The 22,854-nt window shown below is 61.3% G+C and carries 17 protein-coding genes, 2 tRNA genes and 4 pseudogenes; 14 read left to right on the forward strand and 9 right to left on the reverse strand.

What is annotated here, in order from left to right; translation table 11 throughout:
• Positions 1–140: 140 nt before the first annotated feature.
• The 4 genes from ABKF58_RS13010 to ABKF58_RS13025 all read left to right on the forward strand — a co-directional run bounded on the left by ABKF58_RS13010 (position 141) and on the right by ABKF58_RS13025 (position 2,504).
• Complete coding sequence (locus ABKF58_RS13010) at positions 141–410, forward strand: HU family DNA-binding protein (RefSeq protein WP_014087648.1); 270 nt, start codon at positions 141–143, stop codon at positions 408–410.
• A gap of 33 nt (positions 411–443) precedes the next feature.
• Positions 444–519: transfer RNA gene (locus ABKF58_RS13015), tRNA-Val, on the forward strand.
• A 6-nt stretch (positions 520–525) separates the two neighbouring features.
• Positions 526–602 (forward strand) — tRNA-Asp (locus ABKF58_RS13020).
• A 72-nt stretch (positions 603–674) separates the two neighbouring features.
• Positions 675–2,504, forward strand: coding sequence for a SurA N-terminal domain-containing protein (locus ABKF58_RS13025; RefSeq protein ID WP_482581106.1), 1,830 nt, complete (start codon positions 675–677; stop codon positions 2,502–2,504).
• A 123-nt stretch (positions 2,505–2,627) separates the two neighbouring features.
• Here the strand turns inward: ABKF58_RS13025 and sodB are convergent.
• Positions 2,628–3,210: pseudogene (gene sodB, locus ABKF58_RS13030) on the reverse strand (superoxide dismutase [Fe]).
• A 118-nt stretch (positions 3,211–3,328) separates the two neighbouring features.
• Between sodB and ABKF58_RS13035 the strand changes: the two are divergent.
• The 5 genes and pseudogenes from ABKF58_RS13035 to ABKF58_RS13055 all read left to right on the forward strand — a co-directional run bounded on the left by ABKF58_RS13035 (position 3,329) and on the right by ABKF58_RS13055 (position 7,948).
• Positions 3,329–4,501: a BaiN/RdsA family NAD(P)/FAD-dependent oxidoreductase gene (locus tag ABKF58_RS13035; protein WP_482581108.1), complete on the forward strand. Its 1,173-nt coding sequence runs from the start codon at positions 3,329–3,331 to the stop codon at positions 4,499–4,501.
• Between the two features lie 86 nt (positions 4,502–4,587).
• The gene (dnaB, locus tag ABKF58_RS13040; protein WP_482581110.1) at positions 4,588–5,994 is read left to right on the forward strand and encodes a replicative DNA helicase; all 1,407 of its coding nucleotides are present in this window, start codon (positions 4,588–4,590) and stop codon (positions 5,992–5,994) included.
• Positions 5,995–6,052: 58 nt separating this feature from the next.
• Entirely contained in the window at positions 6,053–6,361 is a 309-nt protein-coding gene (locus tag ABKF58_RS13045; protein WP_482581112.1) for a (2Fe-2S) ferredoxin domain-containing protein, read from the forward strand.
• Positions 6,361–6,970 (forward strand): annotated as a pseudogene (locus ABKF58_RS13050) (alpha/beta hydrolase). Before ABKF58_RS13045 ends, ABKF58_RS13050 begins: the two are co-directional and overlap by 1 nt.
• 81 nt (positions 6,971–7,051) lie before the next feature.
• Positions 7,052–7,948, forward strand: coding sequence for an ATP-binding cassette domain-containing protein (locus tag ABKF58_RS13055; RefSeq protein ID WP_482581114.1), 897 nt, complete (start codon positions 7,052–7,054; stop codon positions 7,946–7,948).
• A gap of 136 nt (positions 7,949–8,084) precedes the next feature.
• Here ABKF58_RS13055 and map read toward each other — a convergent pair whose 3' ends face one another.
• The 4 genes and pseudogenes from map to dinG all read right to left on the reverse strand — a co-directional run bounded on the left by map (position 8,085) and on the right by dinG (position 13,346).
• The gene (gene map / locus ABKF58_RS13060) at positions 8,085–8,882 is read right to left on the reverse strand and encodes a type I methionyl aminopeptidase (RefSeq protein ID WP_294863749.1); all 798 of its coding nucleotides are present in this window, start codon (positions 8,880–8,882) and stop codon (positions 8,085–8,087) included.
• Positions 8,883–8,987: 105 nt separating this feature from the next.
• Entirely contained in the window at positions 8,988–10,157 is a 1,170-nt protein-coding gene (locus ABKF58_RS13065; protein WP_482581116.1) for a porin, read from the reverse strand.
• Between the two features lie 625 nt (positions 10,158–10,782).
• Positions 10,783–11,097 carry a DUF3579 domain-containing protein gene (locus tag ABKF58_RS13070; RefSeq protein ID WP_008953623.1) on the reverse strand — a complete coding sequence of 105 codons (315 nt, stop codon included), beginning with the start codon at positions 11,095–11,097 and terminating at the stop codon, positions 10,783–10,785.
• Positions 11,098–11,221: 124 nt separating this feature from the next.
• Positions 11,222–13,346 (reverse strand): annotated as a pseudogene (gene dinG / locus ABKF58_RS13075) (ATP-dependent DNA helicase DinG).
• A 150-nt stretch (positions 13,347–13,496) separates the two neighbouring features.
• On the opposite strand from dinG, the gene ABKF58_RS13080 reads away from it, so the two are divergent.
• The 4 genes from ABKF58_RS13080 to ABKF58_RS13095 all read left to right on the forward strand — a co-directional run bounded on the left by ABKF58_RS13080 (position 13,497) and on the right by ABKF58_RS13095 (position 18,299).
• Positions 13,497–15,455 (forward strand): aminotransferase class I/II-fold pyridoxal phosphate-dependent enzyme, encoded by a 1,959-nt coding sequence (locus ABKF58_RS13080; RefSeq protein WP_482581118.1) that lies wholly within the window; start codon positions 13,497–13,499, stop codon positions 15,453–15,455.
• A gap of 180 nt (positions 15,456–15,635) precedes the next feature.
• Positions 15,636–16,559 (forward strand): ornithine carbamoyltransferase, encoded by a 924-nt coding sequence (gene argF, locus ABKF58_RS13085; protein ID WP_482581120.1) that lies wholly within the window; start codon positions 15,636–15,638, stop codon positions 16,557–16,559.
• Between the two features lie 222 nt (positions 16,560–16,781).
• The gene (locus ABKF58_RS13090; RefSeq protein WP_008953627.1) at positions 16,782–18,002 is read left to right on the forward strand and encodes an argininosuccinate synthase; all 1,221 of its coding nucleotides are present in this window, start codon (positions 16,782–16,784) and stop codon (positions 18,000–18,002) included.
• Positions 18,003–18,095: 93 nt separating this feature from the next.
• Positions 18,096–18,299 (forward strand): DUF2788 domain-containing protein, encoded by a 204-nt coding sequence (locus tag ABKF58_RS13095; protein WP_008953628.1) that lies wholly within the window; start codon positions 18,096–18,098, stop codon positions 18,297–18,299.
• A 110-nt stretch (positions 18,300–18,409) separates the two neighbouring features.
• Here ABKF58_RS13095 and trpE read toward each other — a convergent pair whose 3' ends face one another.
• The 4 genes and pseudogenes from trpE to rpe form a co-directional block, all read right to left on the reverse strand.
• Complete coding sequence (gene trpE, locus ABKF58_RS13100) at positions 18,410–19,873, reverse strand: anthranilate synthase component I (protein WP_014087634.1); 1,464 nt, start codon at positions 19,871–19,873, stop codon at positions 18,410–18,412.
• Between the two features lie 132 nt (positions 19,874–20,005).
• Positions 20,006–20,675, reverse strand: a pseudogene (locus ABKF58_RS13105) (phosphoglycolate phosphatase).
• Positions 20,676–20,769: 94 nt separating this feature from the next.
• Positions 20,770–21,519, reverse strand: a complete 750-nt coding sequence (locus ABKF58_RS13110) for an SDR family NAD(P)-dependent oxidoreductase (protein WP_482581122.1) — start codon at positions 21,517–21,519, stop codon at positions 20,770–20,772.
• Between the two features lie 2 nt (positions 21,520–21,521).
• Positions 21,522–22,202 (reverse strand): ribulose-phosphate 3-epimerase, encoded by a 681-nt coding sequence (gene rpe, locus ABKF58_RS13115; RefSeq protein ID WP_482581124.1) that lies wholly within the window; start codon positions 22,200–22,202, stop codon positions 21,522–21,524.
• A 145-nt stretch (positions 22,203–22,347) separates the two neighbouring features.
• On the opposite strand from rpe, the gene apaG reads away from it, so the two are divergent.
• Positions 22,348–22,728 (forward strand): Co2+/Mg2+ efflux protein ApaG, encoded by a 381-nt coding sequence (gene apaG / locus ABKF58_RS13120; RefSeq protein WP_008953633.1) that lies wholly within the window; start codon positions 22,348–22,350, stop codon positions 22,726–22,728.
• The last annotated feature ends 126 nt before the right edge of the window (positions 22,729–22,854 follow it).

The raw sequence follows: 22,854 nt of genomic DNA on the forward strand, positions 1-22,854 counted from the left end.
TGCCGTCTGGGCTTCCAGTGCCGTCGCCAAAGTGGCAGAATGCTCCGAAAGCCGCTTGACACAAGGATTTCGGGCTTGTTATAAAGCAAACGGTTTTTATCCGAATTACGTAGACCGAAGAACGACGAAAGGGGACTTACGTGAACAAGTCTGAGTTGATCGATGCTATCGCCGCTGAGGCTGATATTCCCAAGGCTGCTGCTAGCAAGGCTCTGGACGGCATGATTGCCGCCGTGACTGGCGCGCTGAAACAAGGTGATACCGTTACGCTGGTTGGTTTCGGCACCTTCTATGTTGGTGAGCGTGCTGAGCGCACTGGCCGTAACCCGAAGACCGGCGACTCCATCACGATTCCGGCTGCCCGTTCGCCGAAGTTCCGTGCTGGCAAAGCCCTGAAGGACGCGCTATAATTTGAAACCTTGTCGTAAAGACAAGGTTTCAAGGGGTGATTAGCTCAGTTGGTAGAGCGTCTGCCTTACAAGCAGAATGTCGGCGGTTCGACTCCGTCATCACCCACCAAAGTTCGGAGCGGTAGTTCAGTTGGTTAGAATACCGGCCTGTCACGCCGGGGGTCGCGGGTTCGAGTCCCGTCCGCTCCGCCAGAACAGACAAAAAAGGTGAACGACACTTCCGTTCACCTTTTTTTTACCGAGGTGGCATCCGCCTTTCGCACCATGTTCGAGTTTGTCCAGAACAATAAATTTGTCATCAAAGTCATTCTTGGCGCTATTGCGCTGACCTTTGTCGGTTTTGGTGTGGGTAGCTATACCACGGCAGTGGATGAGCCCTATCTGGCCAAGGTGGGGAATGTGAAGATACACAAACAGGATCTGGACCGTGCCCTGGAAGGCCAGCCGGCCGATGCTGCCACCCGCCAGGCCGTGCTGGAGAACCTGATCCGCCAACAACTGCTGCTGGCCGATGCGCATGCGGCGGGCCTGACCGTTTCTGATGCCCAGCTGCGCAAGGCGATCGCCTCGATACCTGCCTTGCAGGAAAACGGGGCTTTCAGCGCCGAGCGCTACAAGCAGTTCCTGGCCGGGCGCTATCAGTCGTCGGTGGCCTTCGAGGAACTGGTCAAGCGAGACATCCTGCTGCAAGGTCAGCTGACCAGCCTGTTGGGTAGCCAGATTGTGCCTCGTGCCGTGGTCGATCGCATGGCGGGGGTCTTGGGCGAAAGCCGCGAGGTGCGGGCGCTGGTGCTCAAGCCGGAGGCGTTTGCCGCCGAGGTCAAGACCGATGACGCCGCCTTGAAGGCGTTTTACGACGCGAGTCTGAAGCGCTTCCGCACCCCTGAGGCGGTCAAGCTGGATTACGTGGTGTTGTCGCAGGATGCGCTGGCAGCGGCTCAGGCGGTGACCGATCAAGAAGTCGAAAGCTACTACAACGAACATAAGGCTGACTTCGGCAGCGAAGAGCGGCGCGTATCGCATATTCTGCTGACGGTGCCGCCGAAGGCAACGGCGGAGCAGAAGGCCAAGGTGCGCAGCGCCGCTGAAGCCTTGCTGAAGGAGGTGCGCGCCAACCCGGCCAAGTTCGCCGAGTTGGCCAAGACCCGCTCGCAGGATCCGGGCTCGGCCGCCAACGGCGGGGATCTGGGCTTCTTCGGCCGTGGTGCGATGGTGAAGCCGTTCGAGGACGTTGCATTCCGCATGCAACCGGGCCAGATCAGTGAAGTGGTGGAGACGGAGTTCGGTTTCCATATCCTGAAGCTGGAAGAGGTCAAGCAGCCGGTCTTTGCCGCGGTCAAGGGTGAGGTCGAGCTGCGTCTTAAACGCCAGAAGGCGGCCGCACAGTTCCGTGCCGCGTCCGAGAAACTGGGGGAGTTGGCTTATCAGCAGGCCGATTCGCTCAAGGCGATCAGTGATCAGTTGAAGCTGAGCCCACAGCATTCCGATTGGCTGGTGCGCGGCAAGCCGGCCAGCACCCCAGTGCTGAACAACCCCAAGTTGCTGGAAGCCGCTTTCAGCGACGATGTCCTCAAGGGCAAGCATAACAGCGAGCCGGTCGACCTCGGCAAGAACACCCTGGTGGTGGTGCGGGTGGCCGAGCACCAGCCAGAGCGTCAGCAGACGCTGGCGGAAGTGCAGAACGTGATCAAGGCCGAGCTGGTACGGCGCGAGGGGGCCAAGCTGGCGGAGAAGCGTGGTGATGCCTTGTTGACCGAGCTGAAGGCGGGCAAGAACATCGACAGCCAGCCGTGGGAGCCCGCCCAGACGGTGTCACGGCGTTCCTTCGGTGCGCTGTCGTTGCCCGAGGTGCGGGCGGTGTTCGCGGCTAGCGCGACCAAGCTACCGGCGTTTGCCGGCGTCAAGCAGGATGGCGGCAACTACGTGGTGTATCGTGTCGACAAGGTGATTCCCGCTCCGGCACCTAGCCAGGCCGAGCGCAGCCAGTTGAGCGGCCTGATCGGTGAAATGAATGCGAATGCCCAGGTGGCGAGCTACCTGGAGGCCTTGCGCGAGAAGTACAAGGTGACGCTGAGCCAGCAGCCGGCCGAGTAACGGCCCGTTGAGGCGGTTATAGTTGGATAAGCCGGCGCAACGGAGTTGCGCCGGTTTTGTTTTGTTGTTTCGATGGGCATGAAAAAAGGGCCCTGAGGCCCTTTGTGGCGATCCTGTAATGAATCAGGCGGCGAAGTTCTGTGCCACGAAGTTCCAGTTCACCAGCTTCCAGAAGCTTTCCAGGTAGTTCGGGCGGCTGTTGCGGTAGTCGATGTAGTAGGCGTGCTCCCATACGTCACAGGTCAGCAGCGCTTTTTTGTCGGTGGTCAGCGGGGTGGCGGCGTTGCTGGTGGAGACCAGGTCGAGCGAGCCATCCGGGCTCTTCACCAGCCAGTGCCCAGCCGGAGCCGAAGGTGCCGGCAGCGACGGCGTTGAAGGCTTTCTTGAACTCGTCGAACGAGCCCCACTTGGCGTTGATGGCGTCAGCCAGGGCGCCGGTCGGCTCGCCACCGGCATTCGGAGCCAGGCCGAACCAGTAGAAGGTGTGGTTCCAGACTTGAGCCGCATTGTTGAACAGGCCGCCGGTCGATTTCTTGACGATTTCTTCCAGGCTGGCGTTCTCGAACTCGGTGCCCTTGATCAGGTTGTTCAGGTTGGTGACGTAGGTCTGATGGTGTTTGCCGTAGTGGTATTCCAGGGTTTCCTTGGAAATGTACGGAGCGAGGGCGTCCAGCGCGTACGGGAGTTCCGGCAGTTTGTGTTCCATCTTGATCTCCTAAGTGGGGGTGAATGTCGGCTCCGGGCCGACACGATGATGGCGGCAAGTTTACTGGAATTGCCGGGGCCGGCCAATAGCCGACTAAAAAGGTAGAGTAAAGGGTTTCATGGCGTATTTTGACGTAATCATCATCGGGGCCGGCGCCGCCGGGCTGATGTGTGCGGCTACCGCCGGGCAGCGGGGCCGTTCGGTGCTGTTGCTCGATCATGCGGCCAAGCTGGCGGAGAAAATCCGTATTTCCGGCGGCGGGCGGTGCAACTTCACCAACCTCCAGGCCCGGCCCGAGTGCTATCTCTCGGAGAATCCGCACTTCTGCCGCTCGGCCCTGTCACAATTCAGCGCCCAGGATTTCATCCGCCTGGTGGAGCGGCATGGCATCGGCTACCACGAGAAAACGCTGGGCCAATTGTTCTGTGACGAGTCCAGCCAGCAAATTATAGACATGCTGGACGGCCTGTGCCGCGAGGCCGGGGTCGATCGTCGCATGGGGGTGACGGTGGGCGCGGTGGAGCGTTCGGACCGCTTCCGGGTGCAGAGCTCGGCCGGGGTGTTCGAGTCGGCTTCGCTGGTTGTGGCGACGGGCGGGCTGTCGATTCCGCAGATTGGGGCGACCGGTTTCGGCTACCAATTGGCCGAACAGTTCGGCCCGGCACTGACGCCGAGGGTGCCGGCGCTGGTGCCGCTGACCTTTCATGCCGACGATGCCGCACGCTTTGCGCCGCTGGCCGGCGTTTCGCTCGATGCGGTGGCGGGCTGTGGCAAGACGCGCTTCCGGGAGAACGTATTGTTCACCCACAAAGGCTTGTCCGGGCCGGCCATCCTGCAGGCATCATCCTATTGGACGCCGGGTCAGGAGCTGGTGCTCGATCTGCTGCCGGAACTCGACGCCGAGGCGTTCCTGGCTGAGCGTGAGGGAAGCGACCAGCTGCTGGCGAATGCCCTGGCCGATGCCGGTTGGCCGAAGCGCTTTGCCCAGGCCTGGCTGGACGGCGTGGGCTTTGGCGGGCGTGTGAAGGATCTGCCCGGCAAGCGCCGTCGCCAGCTGGCGGAAACGCTGCACCACTGGCGCGTTTGCCCCAACGGCAGCCAGGGTTACAAGAAGGCGGAGGTGACGCGTGGCGGCGTCAGTACGCGCGACCTGTCGTCCAAGACCATGATGGCCAAGGATGTGCCGGGGTTGTTCTTCATTGGCGAGGTGGTGGATGTGACCGGCTGGCTCGGCGGCTACAACTTCCAGTGGGCCTGGTCATCCGGCTTCGTTGCCGGCGAAAACTGTTAGAATCGCGGTTCGTCTGGTGCCAGACAGGACAGAACCCCACCCCACGACACTCTTTTCAAGCGGTGTCGTCTTACTTGATGTTGTACATGACCGACTCGACTGAATACTTTGACAGTGCCACCGCTGCGGTGCGCACCCCGCCCCAGTCCATCGAGGCCGAACAATCGGTGCTGGGTGGTCTGTTGCTCGATAACAGCGCCTGGGACAAGATCGCGGACGTGGTGGGCGAAGCGGATTTCTACCGTCACGACCACCGGCTGATCTACAAGCATATTGCCAAACTGGTCGAACACTCGCGGCCGGCCGATGTGGTGACGGTGCTGGAAAGCCTCGACAAGTCGGGCGAGAGCGGGGCGGTAGGCGGGTTGGCCTATCTCGCCACGCTGGCGCAGAACACGCCGTCCGCCGCCAACATCCGCCGCTACGCTGAGATCGTGCGAGAGCGCTCGATCATGCGCCAGCTGGCGCAGGTTGGTACGGAGATTGCCGAGGCGGCCTACGCGCCGATGGGGCGCGACGCCGCCCAGCTGCTGGACGAGGCCGAGGGCAAGGTGTTCCACATCGCCGAATCGACCGCCAAGTCGAAGCAGGGCTTCCTCGAGATGCCGAACCTGCTGAAGGAAGTGGTCGAGCGTATCGACATGTTGTACAGCCGCGAGAACCCGGACGAGGTGACTGGCGTGCCGACGGGCTTCATTGATCTGGACGCCAAGACCTCCGGCCTGCAGCCCGGCGACCTGATCATCGTCGCCGGTCGTCCGTCGATGGGCAAGACCGCCTTCTCGATGAACATCGCCGAGCACGTGGCGGTGGAGCAGCATCTGCCGGTGGCAGTGTTCTCGATGGAAATGGGCGGCTCGCAGCTGGTGATGCGTATGCTGGGTTCGGTGGGGCGACTCGACCAGCACATACTGCGCACCGGCAAGCTGGGCGACGATGACTGGCAGAAGCTGACCTACGCCATCGGCAAGTTGTCAGATGCACCGATGTACATCGACGAGACGGCGGCGTTGACCGCGCTGGAGTTGCGCGCGCGCGCACGTCGCCTGGCGCGTCAGCACGGTGGCAAGCTGGGCCTGATCGTGATCGACTATTTGCAGCTGATGTCCGGCTCGGGTCGCGGCGACAACCGTACCGCCGAGCTGGGTGAGATTTCGCGTGGCCTGAAGGGGCTGGCCAAGGAGCTGCAGGTGCCGGTGATCGCGCTGTCGCAGTTGTCGCGTGCGGTGGAGCAACGTCCCAACAAGCGGCCAATGATGTCCGACCTGCGTGAATCCGGTGCCATCGAGCAGGATGCCGACTTGATCATCTTCATGTACCGCGACGAGTACTACAACCCGGACTCGGACCAGAAGGGCTTGGCCGAAGCCATCATCGGCAAGCATCGTAACGGCCCGACCGGTGCGGTGCGGCTGGCCTTCATCGGCCATTACGCCAAGTTCGACAATGCCGCCTCCGTCGGTGCCACCGGCTGGGCAGACAACGATTCCTGATCCATCAAGGTTGGCCGAAGCGTGGTCTTCGGCCAACCTTTATCGAGACGAGAGAGACATGAGTTATTACGACAAGCACGTGTTCATCTGCTGCAACCAGCGTGCCGAGGGCGAGGGCTGTTGCGCCGACTTCGGTACGCCGGCATTGCTGGGCTACATGAAGGACCGCGTCAAGGCGCTGGGCCTGGCCGGAGAGGGGCAGGTGCGCGTGAACAAGGCCGGGTGCCTCGGTCGTTGCGACGACGGTCCGGTGATGGTGGTGTATCCGCAGGAGACCTGGTACACCTTCGTCGACAAGGACGATCTCGACGAGATCATCGACAGTCACCTGGTGCAGGGCCAGGTGGTGGAAAGGCTGAAAATCTGATGCTGAAGGTTCCTCCCGTCATTTCCATCCGCGGTCCGGTCGGATCGCTCGAAACCATCTACATCGCCGCTCACGGGGAGACGCGTGGCATCGCGGTGATCTGCCATCCCAATCCCACCCAGGGCGGCACCAATACCAACAAGGTGGTGCAGACCACGGCGAAGGCGCTGTCCCAGCTCGGTTACGCCTGCTACTGCCCGAATCTGCGCGGGGTGGGCAACAGCGAGGGCGTGCACGATTACGGTACGGGCGAAGTGGATGACGTTATCGCCGTGGTCGAGCATGCGCGAGCCGAGCAGGGTGACCTGTCGCTGGCGCTGGCGGGCTTCTCCTTCGGCGGTTTCGTCGCTGCCAGCGTACGCGAACGCATCGAGGCGGATCAGCTGCTGTTGATGGGGGTGGCGGTCGGTAAGTACGCCATTCCGACCCCCGAAGTGCCGGCCAACACGCTGGTGGTGCATGGCGAAGAGGACGAGGTGATCCCGCTGTCGGCGGTGCTCGACTGGGCCAGTGCCGCAGGGGCTGCCGGTGACGGTGTTCCCGGGTACCGGGCACTTCTTCCACGGCAAGCTGGTGCCGCTCGGAAAATGGATCCAGCGCTGCTGGTAACGAGTCTGTCTTCGGCCAACCTTGCGGGTTGGCCGAAGCGTTTCTAGTGTAGGAAAAAGTTGCCGGCAACAGGGGGATGACATGCTCAGGGTGAGCGGGCTGGTCAAACGCTACGGCGAGCGTAATGCGGTGGACGGCATCAGTTTCGAGGTGCGGCGCGGCGAGTGCTACGGCCTGCTCGGCCCCAACGGTGCCGGCAAGACCACGACCATGAAACTGGCGCTTGGTCTGGTATTGCCCGATGCCGGCGAGATCATGCTGTGCGGCGAACCCATACCGGCACGGGCGCGGGAAGCGCGCAGCCGGGTCGGTGTCGTGCCGCAGTTCGACAACCTCGACCCGGACTTCACCGTGGCCGAAAACCTGCTGGTCTGGGGGCGCTATTTCGGCCTGCGTCCCGCCGATCTACGCGAGCGCGTGCCCTACCTGCTCGACTTCGCCGGCCTGGCCGGTCGTGCCGAAGCCAAGGTAGGGGAGCTGTCCGGCGGCATGAAGCGCCGCCTGACGCTGGCCCGTGCTCTGGTCAACGATCCCGATATCATCTTTCTCGACGAGCCCACCACCGGTCTCGATCCCCAGGCGCGCCATCTGATCTGGGACCGGCTGCGGCAACTGACGCGGGCGGGCAAGACCCTGGTGCTGACGACGCACTTCATGGAAGAGGCCGAGCGCCTGGCGACGCGTTTGTCGGTGATGGACCACGGGCGGCTGATGGCGGAAGGCTCGCCGCGCGAGCTGATTCAGTCGCTGATCGAGGCCGATGTGGTCGAGGTGTTTGGCGATGGCGCCATCGACTGGGCCAGTGCAGACATCGGCGGATGGCGTGCGGATGGAGCTCAGCGGCGAAACGGCCTTTTTCTATGGGCAGGGCATGGAGACGCTACTGGCGGCGCTGGGCGAGAGTGGTTTGCGCTACGTGCTGCGGCCGGCCAATCTGGAGGACGTGTTCCTACGCCTGACCGGGCGCGAGTTGCGTGATTGAACGCGTCCGGCTGGAAGCAAGTCGCCCGAAGATTTGACAGGCAGGAAAAACAAAACCTCCGTGGTCAATCCCCGGAGGCTTTGTTTTTGCGGATCGGCACCCGTTGTATGTCACCCAGGCGGCGGCCCGGGCTTACTTGAATACCGGCTTGGGCGGCGTGCCGTCCGACTGGGTGAGCACCTCGTAGCCGGTCTCGGTCACCAGAATGGTGTGCTCCCACTGGGCCGACAGGCTGCGGTCCTTGGTGACGACGGTCCAACCGTCGCCCAGCAGGCGCAGATGGCGCTTGCCCTGGTTGATCATCGGCTCGATGGTGAAGATCATGCCGGCCTTCAGCTCCAGGCCGGTGCCGGGGCGTCCGTAGTGGAGCACCTGCGGTTCTTCGTGGAATTTCTTGCCAATGCCGTGGCCGCAGAATTCCTGTACCACGCTGTAGCCGGCGGCTTCGGCGTGGCGCTGGATGACGTAGCCGATGTCGCCCAGCTTGGCGCCCGGTTTGACCTTGTCGATGCCTAGCCACATGCATTCGTAGGTGACCTTGGCGAGGCGGCGCGCATGCGGGCTGACTTCACCGACATAGAACATACGGCTGGTGTCGCCGTGATAGCCATCCTTGATCACGGTGACGTCGATATTGAGCATGTCCCCATTCTTGAGCGGCTTGTCGTTGGGGATGCCATGGCAGATGACATGGTTGACCGAGGTGCACACCGACTTGGGATAGGGGTTGTGGCCATCCGGTGCGTAGTTCAGCGGGGCCGGAATGGTGCCTTGCACGTTGACCATGTAATCATGGCAGAGCTTGTCCAGCTCTTCGGTGGTTACGCCGGGTTTGATGTAAGGGGTGATGTAGTCGAGCACTTCGGAGGCCAGGCGGCCAGCGATGCGCATTTTTTCGATGTCTTCCGGGGTTTTGAGCGTGATGGACATGCTTCTGCTGCGTCGGTGGGTTCAAAGGCTAATAGTAGCAAATACCATAAAAAACGGGCACCCTCAGGCGCCCGTAAAAACTGACTCTTAAGAAGCTAACAGCGCTTAGAAGCTGTGCTTCATGCCAATACCGAAAGCTTGCGGGTCGTTGCCGGCGGTAAGGGCGGCAGTGGACTTGCCAAGGTTGCTGTCGTAAACCGGGTTGTTCTGCAGGTTGACGGCGGCTCTGCTGTTGTTGGTGATCTTGGTGGCGTAGGCCAGCAGTTGAGTGCGCTTGGACAGGTCATACGTTGCGCCCAGTACCCACTGCTTCGCCTTGTAGTCGTCTTCTGCGCCGGTGCGTGCATCTTTCAGCTTGCCCAGTTCGCTGTACGACAGCTTGACAGTAGTGGCACCAAAACTCTGAGAAAGGGCTACAGTCCAGTCGATCTGTTTGGTGTCGTTGCCCGAAATATAGTCGTTGCGTGCCTGCTCGACGCCAGCGCCAATCATGGTGCCGGTCGGGAACATGTAGCTGGCAACCAGTTTGTAGTACTGGGTGTTGTTTAGGTCGTTGCTGCTGGCGCTGGCCATTTTGCTGCCTTGGCGATCATAGCCAAGTGCTACCGTCAATGCGTCCCAAGTGTATTTACCGGCCAACGACAGGCGGTAGTTATTTTGCTGGTCAGTAGCTCGGGTCTCAGTGCCGGTTGCCGGGTCTACGTAGGTGCGGATTTCATCCACACCGTAAGAGGCGCCCAGCTCGAAACCGGCCATCTTCGGCGAGAAGTAGTGAACCGAGTTCTTCAGGCGGGTTTCGCCGCGGCTGAAGATGGCGGTCGCACCTTGGGTATCTGCCGTGGTGTTGGCCATGGCGTTGATGCCAATATCGGTCAGTGCCTTGTAGGCGGTGTCATTCTGACCAAGCAGCACTTTGCCGAAGTTTGCATTTTCCAGGCCAACAAAGCTGTTGCGGGTAGCGAAGGTTGCGGTTTCGCCCTTGTCGTTGGTGCCGCCTTGTTCGAAGTTTTTCAGGCTGCTTTCAACCTGCCAGATCGCTTTCAGGCCATTACCCAGATCTTCGTTGCCCTTGAAGCCGATGCGGGAGTTTTCATCGGAAACGCGGGTGCGGGACTTGTAATCCTTGGACGAATCACCGTTGCCGGTGGCCTTAACGGATTCTACACCGGCGCTCACAAAGCCGTAGATGGTTACATCGGCCATGGCCGGGGCGGCAAACGCGCCGGCAACGACGGCGGCGATCATGATTTGTTTGTTAGCAAACAGTTGTTTCATTTGGCAATGACCTTTCTTATGGGTACTGCTGGTGGAAGTAAGCAATTGATCAGCTTTTTATTATTACGGTGGCCCCCGTGCCGGGATAACCAAGGAAAACTCATATGGTTTTCGCCGCGGTGTATTTGTAACAAACAATGCCGCTTTCGTGTCTTGATCTGAAGTAGGGTAAAACGCCAGTTGACGAATTCCTTGTTTCTGTCATATGCGCCGGGCTTGGTAAGGGATGAGGGTTAAGTGTGGTGGTATGCCAATAAAACAGAAAATTTGCGGCATAAAATGCCAACGTCAATAGGTTTTCTTCTGTGGTTTTGCGGGGGTATCGCTACCGATGTGTGTGGTGAAATTGTGACGGATTGTTTTAACTGGCCGCTCAAAGTGTTGTTTTTTTGTCTGTTTGTTGCAAAATAGTGTCGTATTCGTGCACATGTACGTTTTGTGCAACAGACAATGAATGAAGGCAAGGTCGGCGCTTGCCCTGATGGGCATCGGCTCGGAGTGGTGGTTGTAAGCGAGGGAACTGGGGAGAAGGGCCCAAAAGCAGCTTCTGGCCACTGGGAAAGCCCGAAGCTGATTTTGGCGAATGCGGTGGTGTTGACCGGAATGGTCGAATTTTGCAGAGGGGTCAGGCGAGAAATTTGTTGGGGTAGACCTCGTCGATCAGGGTGCGGCAATCGACGACACGTAAATCATTGTCTTTGGCGAAATCCAGCAGGAACTGAAACACGGCAGGGTCGATTTTTTCCAGCTTCTTGTCGACCGCCACGCAGCGTACTCCTTCGAGCAACATCGGGCGCACATACGCGTGGTAAGCCAGTTTCTGATTGTCGCCAAAGGAGGCCAGGATGCCGGAGAGGCGTTCGGCCCAGTCGCTCGGGCGGAAGGTGCGTCCTTCAGAGGTGAGACCCTGAATGACGATTTCATATGGGTTACAGATCATAGTGATGGACCGGAGGAGTACTTGTTCTGTGTAGTCTCTCGAATCCCGGCCGATGGTGCTATTGGTGTTTTACCCATTTTGCCGGGGTGTGCACTCGAGGGTTTGCCCGCATTCTACCCCAAAACTAGATGCGCTTGAACGGGGGCAATGAGGCCAGCAGCTTCTTGCCATAGCTCTGGCGCATCAGCCGATTATCAAGGATGGTGACCCGGCCGTAGTCCTGTTCGGTGCGAATTAGCCGGCCGACAGCCTGGATCAGCTTGATCGATGCTTCCGGCACGGTGATCTCGATGAACGGGTTGCCGCCACGCTTCTCTATCCAGCGCGACAGGGTGCGGCCGACCGGGTCGTCCGGCATGGCGAAGGGCAGCTTGGCGATGATCACGTGTACGCAACTCTCGCCGGGCAGGTCTAGTCCTTCCGAAAATGAATCAAGGCCGAAAATGACGCTCGCTTCACCTTGCTTGAGGCGTTCATGGTGCTGCTCCAAAAGCCGGCTCTTGGGCAGTTCGCCCTGGATCAGCAGCCGTTCGCGCAGTCCTGCCGGTACGGCGGCCGCGACTTCCTGCATCTGCTTGCGTGACGAGAATAGCACCAGCGAGCCGAGTGGTTCGGTGACGTCGATCAGTCGCGGCAGCCATTCGACGATCTCCCGGGTATGGGCGGCAGGGTCCTTGGGGGACGCTACCATGGGGGAGGTACAACTCCCCTTGTTCCTGAAAACTGAATGGCGAGTCGAGGGCGACGCAGCTGACATCGGGCAGCCATTTGAGGCCGGTTTGCGACAGCAGCAGGTCGAATTCGCCCAGCGAGCGCAGCGTGGCCGAGGTCAACAGGGCGCCGGCGACGCGGCGCCAGAGGGTGCCGGCGAGGCTCGCGGCGGCACTGACCGGCGAGGCGCTGAACAGGTAGTCGCCCTTGCCTTCGGTGCGCCGGGTGATCCACTTGGCGATCGGCGGTGCGTTCTCGTCGGGGGTCTTCTCGAACAGATCCCACACCGCCATCAGTTGCTCTGAGCGGCCGATCAAAAAGCCCAGGTCGCTGCTGAGCTTGTCGACCAGTGTGGCCTCGCTGCCCTTGTCCTTGCGCACTTCGCCCAGTGCGTCGCTCATCGACGTCAGGTGCTTGTAGACCATTCGTGCCGACATGGCGAGGTTGGCGGCGGGCACGGTGAAGCGTTCGGGGAGGATGCCGTCATCGATCAGCCAGGTCGGTTCCAGGTTGTCGCTGCTGGCGGCCAGTGCTTCTTCGCCTTCCAGTAGCCACAGCCATTCGGTCAGCGTCTCCATGCAGGCGCCAGCGGCCTCGATGGCATTGCCGGCCAGTTCGCTCTTGTTGGTCAGGCTGTCGACGCGGGTGGCGACGGCGGCGACCTTTTCCAGCCAGAACATGGCCTGCGCCAGCGAGTGCTCGGCCGAGAACTGGTTGACCGCCTTCTTGGCCAGGTGATGCGCCTCGTCGATGCAGTAGAAGCTGTCATCGGGCGCCGGAAGGATGACCCCGCCGCCCATGGCAACGTCGGCCAGCATCAGGTCGTGATTGGCGACCACGACGTCCACCGTTTCCAGGGTTTCGCGGGCGAGATAAAACGGACATTCGGGACGATTGGGGCACGCAGCCTTGAGGCAGCTGTGCCGGTCATTGGTGACGCGGCTCCATAGGCCGTCTTCGACTACCTTTTGCCAGGTGTCGCGATCGCCGTTCCAGCGCCGGTAATAGAATTCATCGGCCATCTGGCGCAGGGTTTCCAGCTCTTCGGCCTGGGGCTTGCGGTCCCACAGTGCCAATTCCGGCTCCGGCGCCAGCAATTGGCCTTGTGCCGAATTTGCCGTCAGTTGATAGAGGCGGTGCGGGCAAAGATAGCGCCCGCGCCCCTTGGCCAGGGCAAAGGTGAGCGGCAGCCCGCTGTTGTCCACCACGAAGGGCAGGTCCCGGTTGACGAGTTGTTCCTGCAGCGCGACGGTGGCGCTGGTGACCACCAGCTTCTTGCCGCGCGCGCGCGCCATGACGCCCCCGGCCAGCAGGTAAGCCGTGCTCTTGCCGACACCGGTGGGGCCTTCCACCACGATGATGCTTTCCCCCTCGCGCTCGGGCAGCTCATCGCCTTCCTTGTTCTTGCTGCGCGAGAAGGCGTTGGCGATTTCGGCCAGCATACGGCGTTGGGCATTGCGCGGGCGGAAGCCCGGCAGGTTGTCGGCAATGGTGCGGTAGTGGTCGCGAATGGCGTCTTTTTCGGCATCGGTCAGCATGGGGCAGATTTTACCCGAAGGGGGGATTGTGCGCCCGCATCAATGACGCACCACTGTCCGCGAGCTAGGATGAGGGCAAAACTAGCATGTGAACAGAATGTCGTACTGACATGGGTCAGCATCATCGCGTTGAGTCGGGAGGAGGGGTAAATGACACCCGTGAGCCGAGTGCTGGTGGTGAGCGACGATGCCAAATGGCAAGGGGAAGTGCTGGCGGGGCTGGGGGCGGTGGCGGTGCAGCTGGAGAATCCCTTCGGTCTTAGCTTTCTGGGAGCGGCCCGGCTGGGCGAAGCCATGGAGAGGGTGGCGGCCGAAGGGGATGTCCAGATCGTCCTGATCGACAAACAGCTGGGTGAGGAAGGTCTTGCCCAGCCGGCGGTGCAGTTGGCGAACCGGATCGTCGCCTTCCGTCCCGAATTGTCGCTGTACATCCTGCTGGTGGACGATGACCAGAAACTGCTGGTCGAGGAGATGGCCAGTCATGCCGTGGATGGCTATTTTTACCGGGATGAACTCGACTTCAGCGGTTGGTTCCGGATTCTGACGGCCGAGTTGGCCGAAAAATCGGCTACCCCGTTCTACGACCGGCTGAAACAGTACGTACGGATGGCCAAGGATTCCTGGCATACGCCGGGGCATTCCGGGGGGGACTCGCTGAAAGGCAGCCCATGGGTGGGTGATTTCTACGAATTCGTCGGCGAGAACATGCTGCGGGCCGATTTATCGGTGTCGGTGCCCATGCTCGATTCGCTGTTGCATCCGACCGGAGTGATCGCCGAGTCGCAGGCGCTGGCCGCCAAGGCGTTCGGCGCGCACAAGACCTATTTCGCCACCAATGGCACATCGACATCGAACAAGGTCATTTTCCAGACTTTGTTGACGCCGGGCGCGACGCTGCTGCTGGATCGTAACTGCCACAAGTCGGTGCATCACGGTGTGATCCTGTCCGGTGCCCGCCCGGTCTATCTCGATTCCTCGATCAATCCCAAGTACGGCATTTTCGGGCCGGTGTCGAAAGCCACCCTGTTCGCTGCCATCCAGACGCACCCGGAGGCGCGGGTGTTGATCCTGACCTCGTGCACTTACGACGGGCTGCGCTACGATCTCGAACCGATCGTCGAGGCGGCTCACGCCAGGGGTATAAAGGTAGTCGTGGACGAGGCGTGGTATGGCTTTGCCCGCTTCCATCCGGAACTTCGGCCTACCGCGCTGGAGGCGGGGGCGGATTATGTCACGCAAAGCACCCACAAGGTGCTGTCGGCCTTTTCGCAGGCGGGCATGATTCACGTCAACGACCCCGACTTCGACGAGCATCTGTTTCGAGAAAATTTCAATATGCACGCCTCGACCAGCCCCCAGTACAACCTGATCGCCAGCCTCGATGTGGCGCGCAAGCAGGCGGTGATGGAGGGGTATCGGTTGCTGGAGCGTACGTTGAGGCTGGCCCAGGAGTTGCGGCAGAAGATCGATTCGACCGGCGTATTTCGCGTGTTGGAATTGGAGGATCTGCTGCCGGAGGAGGTACGGGAGGATGGTATCCGGCTTGATCCCACCAAGCTCACGATCGATATCACCGGCTCCGGATTCAGTGCGGATGAATTGCAGCAGGCCTTGTTCGAGCGCTACAACATCCAGGTGGAGAAGTCGACATTCAGCACGGTTACGTTGTTGCTGACCATCGGCACTATGCGCAGCAAGGTATCGCGGCTGCACGATGCCATGCTGCGGCTGGCCAAGGAAAAGCGACCGCGGCATACGCCGCGGCGTCTGCCGGAGATTCCCCATTTCAGCCGGCTGGCGTGTCTGCCACGCGATGCCTTTTATGAAGAAGGGGAACGTCTGCCCTTATTGGATGATGAGGGGCGGCCGAATGGCGAGCTGGTAGGGCGGGTGTGCTGCGACCAGATCGTTCCCTATCCGCCGGGGATTCCGGTGTTGGTGCCGGGCCAGGTGATCGACGAGAGCATCCTGTCCTACCTGGCGCGCCTGCAAAAAGCACAAAAAACCATAGAAATGCACGGCTTGGCAGGTAATTCTGGTGATTACGTGGTGCGGGTTCTAAGTTCGGTAGAGTTTTTGCAATTGCCGAGCAGAATATTGTTCAGTTGATTGCTTGCCAGTTCGGCCGATTTCCGATAAATATAAGGTTTGTCGCATTTGTGTAAGTTTTCGGCCGATTGGCCACATTTTGCGACATCCTGATGTACCGATAATTTTGCAACCAGCGTGTAGTACGTGCCGCCGCGCGAGACTTCCGGGCCCGGCGGCCATTTATTTTGGATTGTGACCATGACGCAAGTAAGACATTACCTGCAATTCAGTGACCTGAACCGCGATGACTACCAGTACCTCTTCCAGCGTGCCCAGGTACTGAAGCGACGACATGGCTCCGGAGAGCTGTACCGTCCGCTGGTAGGCAAGGTGATGTCGATGGTGTTCGAGAAGAACTCCACCCGCACCCGGGTGTCGTTCGAAGCCGGCATGTCCCAGCTGGGCGGCCACGCCATGTTCCTCGATGCCAACACGTCGCAGCTGGGGCGCGGCGAGCCGATCGAGGATACGGCGCGGGTGTTGTCGCGCATGAGCGATATCATCATGATCCGCACCTTCGAGCAATCCAATGTCGAGCGTCTGGCCGCCAATTCCCGCGTGCCGGTGATCAACGGGCTGACCAACGAGTATCACCCGTGCCAGATCCTGGCCGACATCCTGACCTTTATCGAGCATCGTGGTTCGATCCAGGGCAAGACCGTGGCCTGGGTGGGCGACGGCAACAATATGTGTCGCACCTGGCTGCAGGCCGCCAAGCTGCTCGATTTCAAGCTCAAGGTGGCGACGCCGGTGGGCTATGAACTGAAGACCATCGATGGCCAGCATTACGGTCCCGAACACTTCGAGCCCAGCCATAGTGCCGAGCACGCCGTGGCCGGCGCCGATCTGGTGACCACCGACGTGTTTACCAGCATGGGCTTCGAAGCGGAGTCCGTGGCGCGCATGGAAGCGTTCCGCAACTATCAGATCACAGCCGATCTGATGAAGCACGCCAAGCCGGATGCCGTGTTCATGCACTGTCTGCCGGCGCACCGCGGTGAAGAGGTGGCCGCCGACGTGATCGACGGTCCACAAAGCGTGGTGTGGGATGAGGCGGAAAACCGTATGCACGGGCAGAAAGCCCTAATAGAATATCTCCTGCTGGGTCGTGTAGACGACTGAAGAGCCTGTTTCATCAGGCGGCTGAGCCTTCGCACCTTAGAGTGCCGGCGGACTGCGGGCGAATTTTTAATTCGCCCAGCGATGCGGAATCCTCATGTGCTCTGAGTACATTGAGGTTTCCCTTGCTCCGGCGGCGCTCGATCTGCTCCGGCTCGCTCGCCTGCTGAAATAGGCCTACATTCCTGCAAGGGAACTCCGAACATTTCGCCGAAAGAAAACGTAATGTCTGACATTAAAAAAGTAGTGCTGGCCTATTCCGGCGGCCTGGATACCTCCGTTATCCTCAAATGGCTGCAAGATACCTATCAGTGTGAGGTCGTCACCTTCACCGCCGACATCGGCCAAGGTGAGGAAGTGGAACCGGCGCGCAAGAAAGCCGTGGCGCTCGGCATCAAGCAGGAAAACATCTTCATCGACGACCTGCGTGAAGAATTCGTGCGCGATTTCGTGTTCCCGATGTTCCGTGCCAACGCCATCTACGAAGGCGAGTACCTGCTGGGCACGTCGATCGCCCGTCCGCTGATCGCCAAGCGCCAGATCGAGATCGCCAACCAGACCGGTGCCGACGCGGTATCGCACGGCGCCACCGGCAAGGGCAACGACCAGGTGCGTTTCGAGCTGGGCTACTACGCCCTGAAGCCGGATGTCAAAGTGATCGCCCCGTGGCGCGAGTGGGACCTGTTGTCGCGCGAGAAGCTCTTGGCCTATGCCGAGAAGAACGGCATCGACATCACCAAGAAGAAGAGCGGCGGCAGCCCGTACTCGATGGATGCCAACCTGCTGCACATTTCCTACGAAGGCACCGTGCTGGAAAACCCGGCCGCCGAGCCGGAAGAAGACATGTGGTTGTGGACCGTGTCGCCGGAAAATGCCCCGGACCAGGCCGAATACGTCGAACTCGAATACAAGAACGGTGACATCGTCGCCATCAACGGCGTGGCGCTGAGCCCCGCTCAGGTGCTGACCGAGCTGAACCGCCTCGGTGGCAAGCATGGCATCGGCCGTCTCGACATCGTGGAAAATCGCTACGTCGGCATGAAGTCGCGCGGCTGCTACGAAACCCCGGGCGGCACCATCATGATGAAGGCGCACCGCGCCATCGAATCGATCACGCTGGACCGCGAAGTGGCTCACCTCAAGGACGAGCTGATCGCCAAGTACGCCAGCCTGATCTACAACGGCTACTGGTGGGCGCCGGAACGCAAGATGATGCAGAGCATGATCGACGCGTCGCAGGCCACCGTGAACGGCTGGGTACGCCTCAAGCTGTACAAGGGCAACGTGATCGTGGTGGGCCGCGATTCGAAGACCGATTCGCTGTTCGACCCGAACATCGCGACCTTCGATGAAGACTTCGGTGCCTACAACCACGCCGATGCCGCCGGCTTCATCCGCCTCAATTCGCTGCGCATGCGCATTGCCGCCAAGCTGTACAACAAGTAATCGTGGCATGACGCAACAAAAACCGCACCCGGGTGGTGCGGTTTTTTTATCGGCTCCGTATAATGGCGGGGCTAAACAAATCAGGGACTTGCAATGAGCGAAGAGCAGTTCACCAATATCTCGCTGGCGGTGTGTCTGACCGGCCTCGTGGTGTTCATCGGATTCATCATCTGGGATCTGGGCAAGAAGTCGGGTGCCGGCAAGTTCGGCACGGCGGTGCTGTTCCTGGTACTGGGGCTGGGGGTCGGTGGCTTCATCTTCAAGAATGTCCTGGTGGAGTTTTTCATTCTGAAGTAGCCGATCGGGGCCTTGCTCCCCGTGGTTGCTCGATGGATCAAAAAACACTGGCCCTTCCTGTTGGAAGGGCCAGTGTTTTTTTACGCCTGTCGTACGCGTGTAGAGATGGCTTAAGCGTCGAGCCCGCTCTGTGCCAGTTCGGCGGCACGGATCACGGCGCGCGCCTTGTTCTGGGTTTCTTGCCATTCCGATTCGGGGACCGAGTCGGCGACGATGCCGGCGCCGGACTGCACGTACAGCATGTTGTTCTTGACCACGGCGGTACGGATGGCGATCGCGAGGTCCATGTCGCCGGAGAAGCCGAGGTAGCCGACGGCGCCGCCGTAGACCCCGCGCTTGGTGGGTTCGAACTCGTCGATGATCTCCATGGCACGCACTTTCGGGGCGCCGGACAGGGTGCCGGCCGGGAAGGCGGCCTTGAGAATGTCGATATTCGAAACCTCGGGGGAAACGCGGCCCTCGACGCTGGAGACGATGTGCATCACGTGCGAGTAGCGTTCGATCACCATGTTGTCGGTGACGTTGACGCTGCCGACATCGGCGACACGACCGACGTCGTTGCGGCCGAGGTCCATCAGCATGACGTGTTCGGCGATCTCCTTCGGGTCGGCCAGCAATTCTTCGGCCAACCGTTCGTCTTCCTCGCGGTTTTTGCCGCGCACGCGGGTGCCGGCGATCGGTCGCACCGTCATGGTGTCGTTCTCACGCCGCACCAGGATTTCCGGTGAGGCCCCGACCACGTGGAAATCGTCGAAGTGGTAGAAGAACATGTACGGCGACGGGTTCAGGCTGCGCAATGCGCGGTATAGCGTCAGCGGCGAGTCGTGATAGGGCATCTGCAGCCGCTGCGCCAGCACCACCTGCATGATGTCGCCGTCGACGATGTATTGTTTGGCACGCTCGACGGCGTGCTTGAATTCTTCCTGGCCGTATTCCGAGCGCGCCTGGGTCGGCTGGCTCGGCAGCGATAGCGGAATGGCCACCGGTTCGCGCAGCTTGGCGCGCAGCTGGCCGAGGCGCGCCTGCGCCTTGATCAGTGCGTTGGGCACCGCCGGGTCGGCGTACACCACCAGGTAGAGCTTGCCGGACAGGTTGTCGACCACGGCGAGTTCTTCCGACAGCATCAGCAGGATGTCCGGGGTGCCGACCGGGTCGGGTTTCTGCGTGGCGGCCAGCCGCTTTTCGATGTAGCGGATGGTGTCGTAGCCGAAATAGCCGACCAGGCCGCCGGTGAAGCGCGGCAGCGACTCGACCGGCGGGGTGCGGAAGCGCTGCTGGAAGGTGTCGATGAAGGCGAGCGGGTCGCCTTCGTACTGCTCGATGACCTTGTCGCCGTACTCGACCTGCACCTTGTGGCCGTTGACGCGCAGGCGCGTGGTGGCGGGCAGGCCGATGAAGGAGTAGCGGCCGAAGCGCTCGCCGCCCACCACCGACTCCAGCAGGTAGGAGTAGGGCTGGTTGGCCAGTTTCAGGTAGACCGACAGCGGGGTGTCGAGGTCGGCGAACAGTTCGAGGGTGACCGGAATGCGGTTGTAGCCGGCGGCGGCAAGGCGGGTGAATTCGTCGTGCGTCATGCTTTATCCCAAAATGACCAGAAACGGAAAACGATGCAAACGGAGGTGTGGCTCAGGGTTGCCATCGCCAGCTGGCCAGGTTGGGCAGGAATTTCATGATGCAAACGGTATCCAGAAATGCGTCAGACAATGTCAGGTATTCTTAAACAAATCGTAGAGTTCGACAAGGCTGTCCACCACGTGGTCGGCCTCGAGGCTGGTGGCGTCACCGTAGCCGTAGCTTACCGCCACGGCTAGGCTGCCGGCCGCGCGTGCCGCCAGCACGTCGTTGTGCGAGTCGCCGACCATCGCCAGCTCGTCGGGGCGGATGCCCAGCGTCTGGCAGGCGTGCAGGAGCGGCAGGGCCGAGGGCTTCTTCTCGGGCAGGCTGTCGCCGCCCAAGATCATGCTGAACGAGGAGGCCATGCCGAGCTCCTCCAGCAGCGGTACCGCCAGCCGTTCCGATTTGTTGGTGATGACCACCTGTGGTAGTTGCAGTGCGCGCAGCAGCCCCAGGGCATCGTGCACGCCGGCGTAGACGCGGCTGTGTACGTTGAGGTGATCGCGGTAGTACTGCACGAAGAAGGTGAAGCCGCGTTCCCACAGCGCGGGTTCGGCCACGGCCGTCGCGCTCGTCGGTGATGGCGCGGTGCACCAGGCTGGCGATGCCGTCGCCGACGTGCTGCTGGATGCGCAGTTCAGCCAGAGCGGGCAGCTCGAGGTACGCGCGCATGGCGTTGGCGGCGGCGGCCAAATCGGGGATGGAGTCGACCAGCGTGCCGTCCAGATCGAACGCCACGGCCTTGATGTGTTTTGCTGTCATGGGGTGCGTGAAAGTGAGCGCCTGCACGGGCAGGCGGAAACGGTTGTCCTGCCCGCGAGTATACACCAGGCGCGGGCGCCGACCGCGCCGCGGCTCACGGCAGGGCGCGGATGTCGACCACCGGCTCTTCGCCGAAGTGGGGCCCCAACAGGTAGTCCAGCAGTTTGCCGGCGGCGGCTTCCGGGCTGTCCAGCGCGCCTTCCTGTTTTAGTGCCAGAAAGCGCGGCAGGTTGGGGAAGCTTTCCGGTGCGGCATGACGGATTTCGGCCTGCATGTCGGTATCGATCACGCCGGGGTAGACCGCGGCGACCCGTGCAGGGTTGGCCGAAGCCGCCTGTTCCACGGCGAGGTGGCGGCTGAAGTGGTCCAGTCCCGCCTTGCCGCTGCCGTAAACGCCCCAGCCCGGGTAGGCCTTCACTGCGGCGCCGGAGGAAACGTTGAGGATGCGGCGGTCGCTCCAGGCGGTGGTGTCGGCAAGGAAACGGTTGCTCAGCACCATTGGTGCCGCCAGGTTGAGGCTCAGGGCGTGGCGCAAGGCATGGTCGTCGTAGTGGCCGGCCACCGCGATCGGCCAGACCACCCCGGCGTTGTTGATCAGCAGTATCTGCCCGTCCCGGGGCAGGGTGGCCAGGGCACGAGCGATGGCGCTGTCCTGCTGGGCCGGGTCGCTCAGGTCGGTGCTGAGCCAATGCAGTTGCCCGGGATGGGCTTCGGCCAACCGGGCCAGGCCCTCGCCCTGGCTGCGCGCCAGCGCCGCCACGCAGAAGCCGCGTGCCAGCAGGTTGCTGCACAGGGCGAGCCCCAGTCCACGCGAGGCTCCGGTGACGATGGCGGCGCTGGACATGGTCAGCCTGCCTTGGCCAGCTCGGCGCGCATGGCGTCGATAGTGGCCTTGTAGTCGTCGGTGCCGTAGATGGCGGAGCCGGCCACGAAGGTGTCGGCGCCGGCCGCGGCGATCTCGGCGATATTGTCGATCTTCACGCCGCCGTCCACTTCCAGCCAGATCTCGCCGCCATGGGCTGCGGTGTACTCGTCGATGCGGCGACGCGCCTCGCGCACCTTGTTCAGCGTCTGCGGAATGAACTTCTGGCCGCCGAAGCCGGGGTTGACCGACATCAGCAGAATCATGTCGATCTTGTCCATGACGTGGTCGAGGAAGGACAGCGGGGTGGCCGGGTTGAACACCGGGCCGGCCTTGCAACCGGCGTCCTTGATCAGGCCCAGGGTGCGGTCGATGTGGTGCGAGGCTTCGGGGTGGAAGGTGATGATGTCGGCACCGGCCTTGGCGAAGCTGGCGGCGAGTGCATCGACCGGTGTCACCATCAGGTGCACGTCGATCAGGGCGCTGGTGTGAGGGCGGATGGCTTCGCAGACCAGCGGGCCGACAGTCAGGTTGGGCACGTAATGGTTGTCCATCACGTCGAAGTGGATGATGTCGGCACCGGCGGCGATGACGTCACGGACTTCTTCGCCAAGTCGGGCGAAGTCGGCGGAAAGCAGGCTGGGTGCGATGCGGAATGGGCGCATGAGATGAACTAACAAGCTGGACGGAAAAGCGAATTGTAGCCCCATCGCCGGGCAGCGTCATGCTTCGCGCCCCGGTCCGGGGCGGGATTGCTGCTAGAATGGGAACATCGGCGCCGCCCGGCCCGCCTGAACGGATCCCCAAGCAATGGCAAACAAAGAATACTGTGTCGAAGTCACTGCCGAATCCTCCTACGTGGAAGAACGCTCCAACGTGGCGGCGGATGTCTATGTGTTCAGCTACCGCATCAGGCTGACCAACAGCGGTACCAAAACCGCCCAGTTGATCAGCCGGCACTGGTTCATTACCGAAGCCGACGGCAAGGTGCAGGAAGTGCGCGGCATGGGGGTGGTGGGGGAAAATCCGCGACTGGAACCGGGGCAGAGCTACGAGTACAGCAGTTGGTCGCAGATCGGCACGCCGTTCGGCACCATGAAGGGCAGCTACCAGATGCTGGCGGACGACGGCCAGCGTTTCGAGGCGGAAATTCCCGAGTTCCAGCTGGTCGCTCCGCGCGTGCTGCACTGAGTCGGGCCCGACCTAGCGTTTAGGCCAGGTCCACCATACGATAAAGCCGGCAAGCCCAAGGGCAAGGGCGGCTTCGGCAAGCAGTATCCACATCGGCATCATCCCGGTGAGGTTGATAGGGCGACG

Source organism: Pseudogulbenkiania sp. AW2-16 (genome assembly GCF_056824575.1).

Coding starts and splice junctions, on each gene's coding strand:
- ABKF58_RS13025 (WP_482581106.1), top strand. CDS start 675: ATGTTCGAGTTTGTCCAGAACAATAAATTTGTCATCAAAGTCATTCTT.
- ABKF58_RS13035 (WP_482581108.1), top strand. CDS start 3,329: ATGGCGTATTTTGACGTAATCATCATCGGGGCCGGCGCCGCCGGGCTG.
- dnaB (WP_482581110.1), top strand. CDS start 4,588: ATGACCGACTCGACTGAATACTTTGACAGTGCCACCGCTGCGGTGCGC.
- ABKF58_RS13045 (WP_482581112.1), top strand. CDS start 6,053: ATGAGTTATTACGACAAGCACGTGTTCATCTGCTGCAACCAGCGTGCC.
- ABKF58_RS13055 (WP_482581114.1), top strand. CDS start 7,052: ATGCTCAGGGTGAGCGGGCTGGTCAAACGCTACGGCGAGCGTAATGCG.
- map (WP_294863749.1), bottom strand. CDS start 8,882: ATGTCCATCACGCTCAAAACCCCGGAAGACATCGAAAAAATGCGCATC.
- ABKF58_RS13065 (WP_482581116.1), bottom strand. CDS start 10,157: ATGAAACAACTGTTTGCTAACAAACAAATCATGATCGCCGCCGTCGTT.
- ABKF58_RS13070 (WP_008953623.1), bottom strand. CDS start 11,097: ATGATCTGTAACCCATATGAAATCGTCATTCAGGGTCTCACCTCTGAA.
- ABKF58_RS13080 (WP_482581118.1), top strand. CDS start 13,497: ATGACACCCGTGAGCCGAGTGCTGGTGGTGAGCGACGATGCCAAATGG.
- argF (WP_482581120.1), top strand. CDS start 15,636: ATGACGCAAGTAAGACATTACCTGCAATTCAGTGACCTGAACCGCGAT.
- ABKF58_RS13090 (WP_008953627.1), top strand. CDS start 16,782: ATGTCTGACATTAAAAAAGTAGTGCTGGCCTATTCCGGCGGCCTGGAT.
- ABKF58_RS13095 (WP_008953628.1), top strand. CDS start 18,096: ATGAGCGAAGAGCAGTTCACCAATATCTCGCTGGCGGTGTGTCTGACC.
- trpE (WP_014087634.1), bottom strand. CDS start 19,873: ATGACGCACGACGAATTCACCCGCCTTGCCGCCGCCGGCTACAACCGC.
- ABKF58_RS13110 (WP_482581122.1), bottom strand. CDS start 21,519: ATGTCCAGCGCCGCCATCGTCACCGGAGCCTCGCGTGGACTGGGGCTC.
- rpe (WP_482581124.1), bottom strand. CDS start 22,202: ATGCGCCCATTCCGCATCGCACCCAGCCTGCTTTCCGCCGACTTCGCC.
- apaG (WP_008953633.1), top strand. CDS start 22,348: ATGGCAAACAAAGAATACTGTGTCGAAGTCACTGCCGAATCCTCCTAC.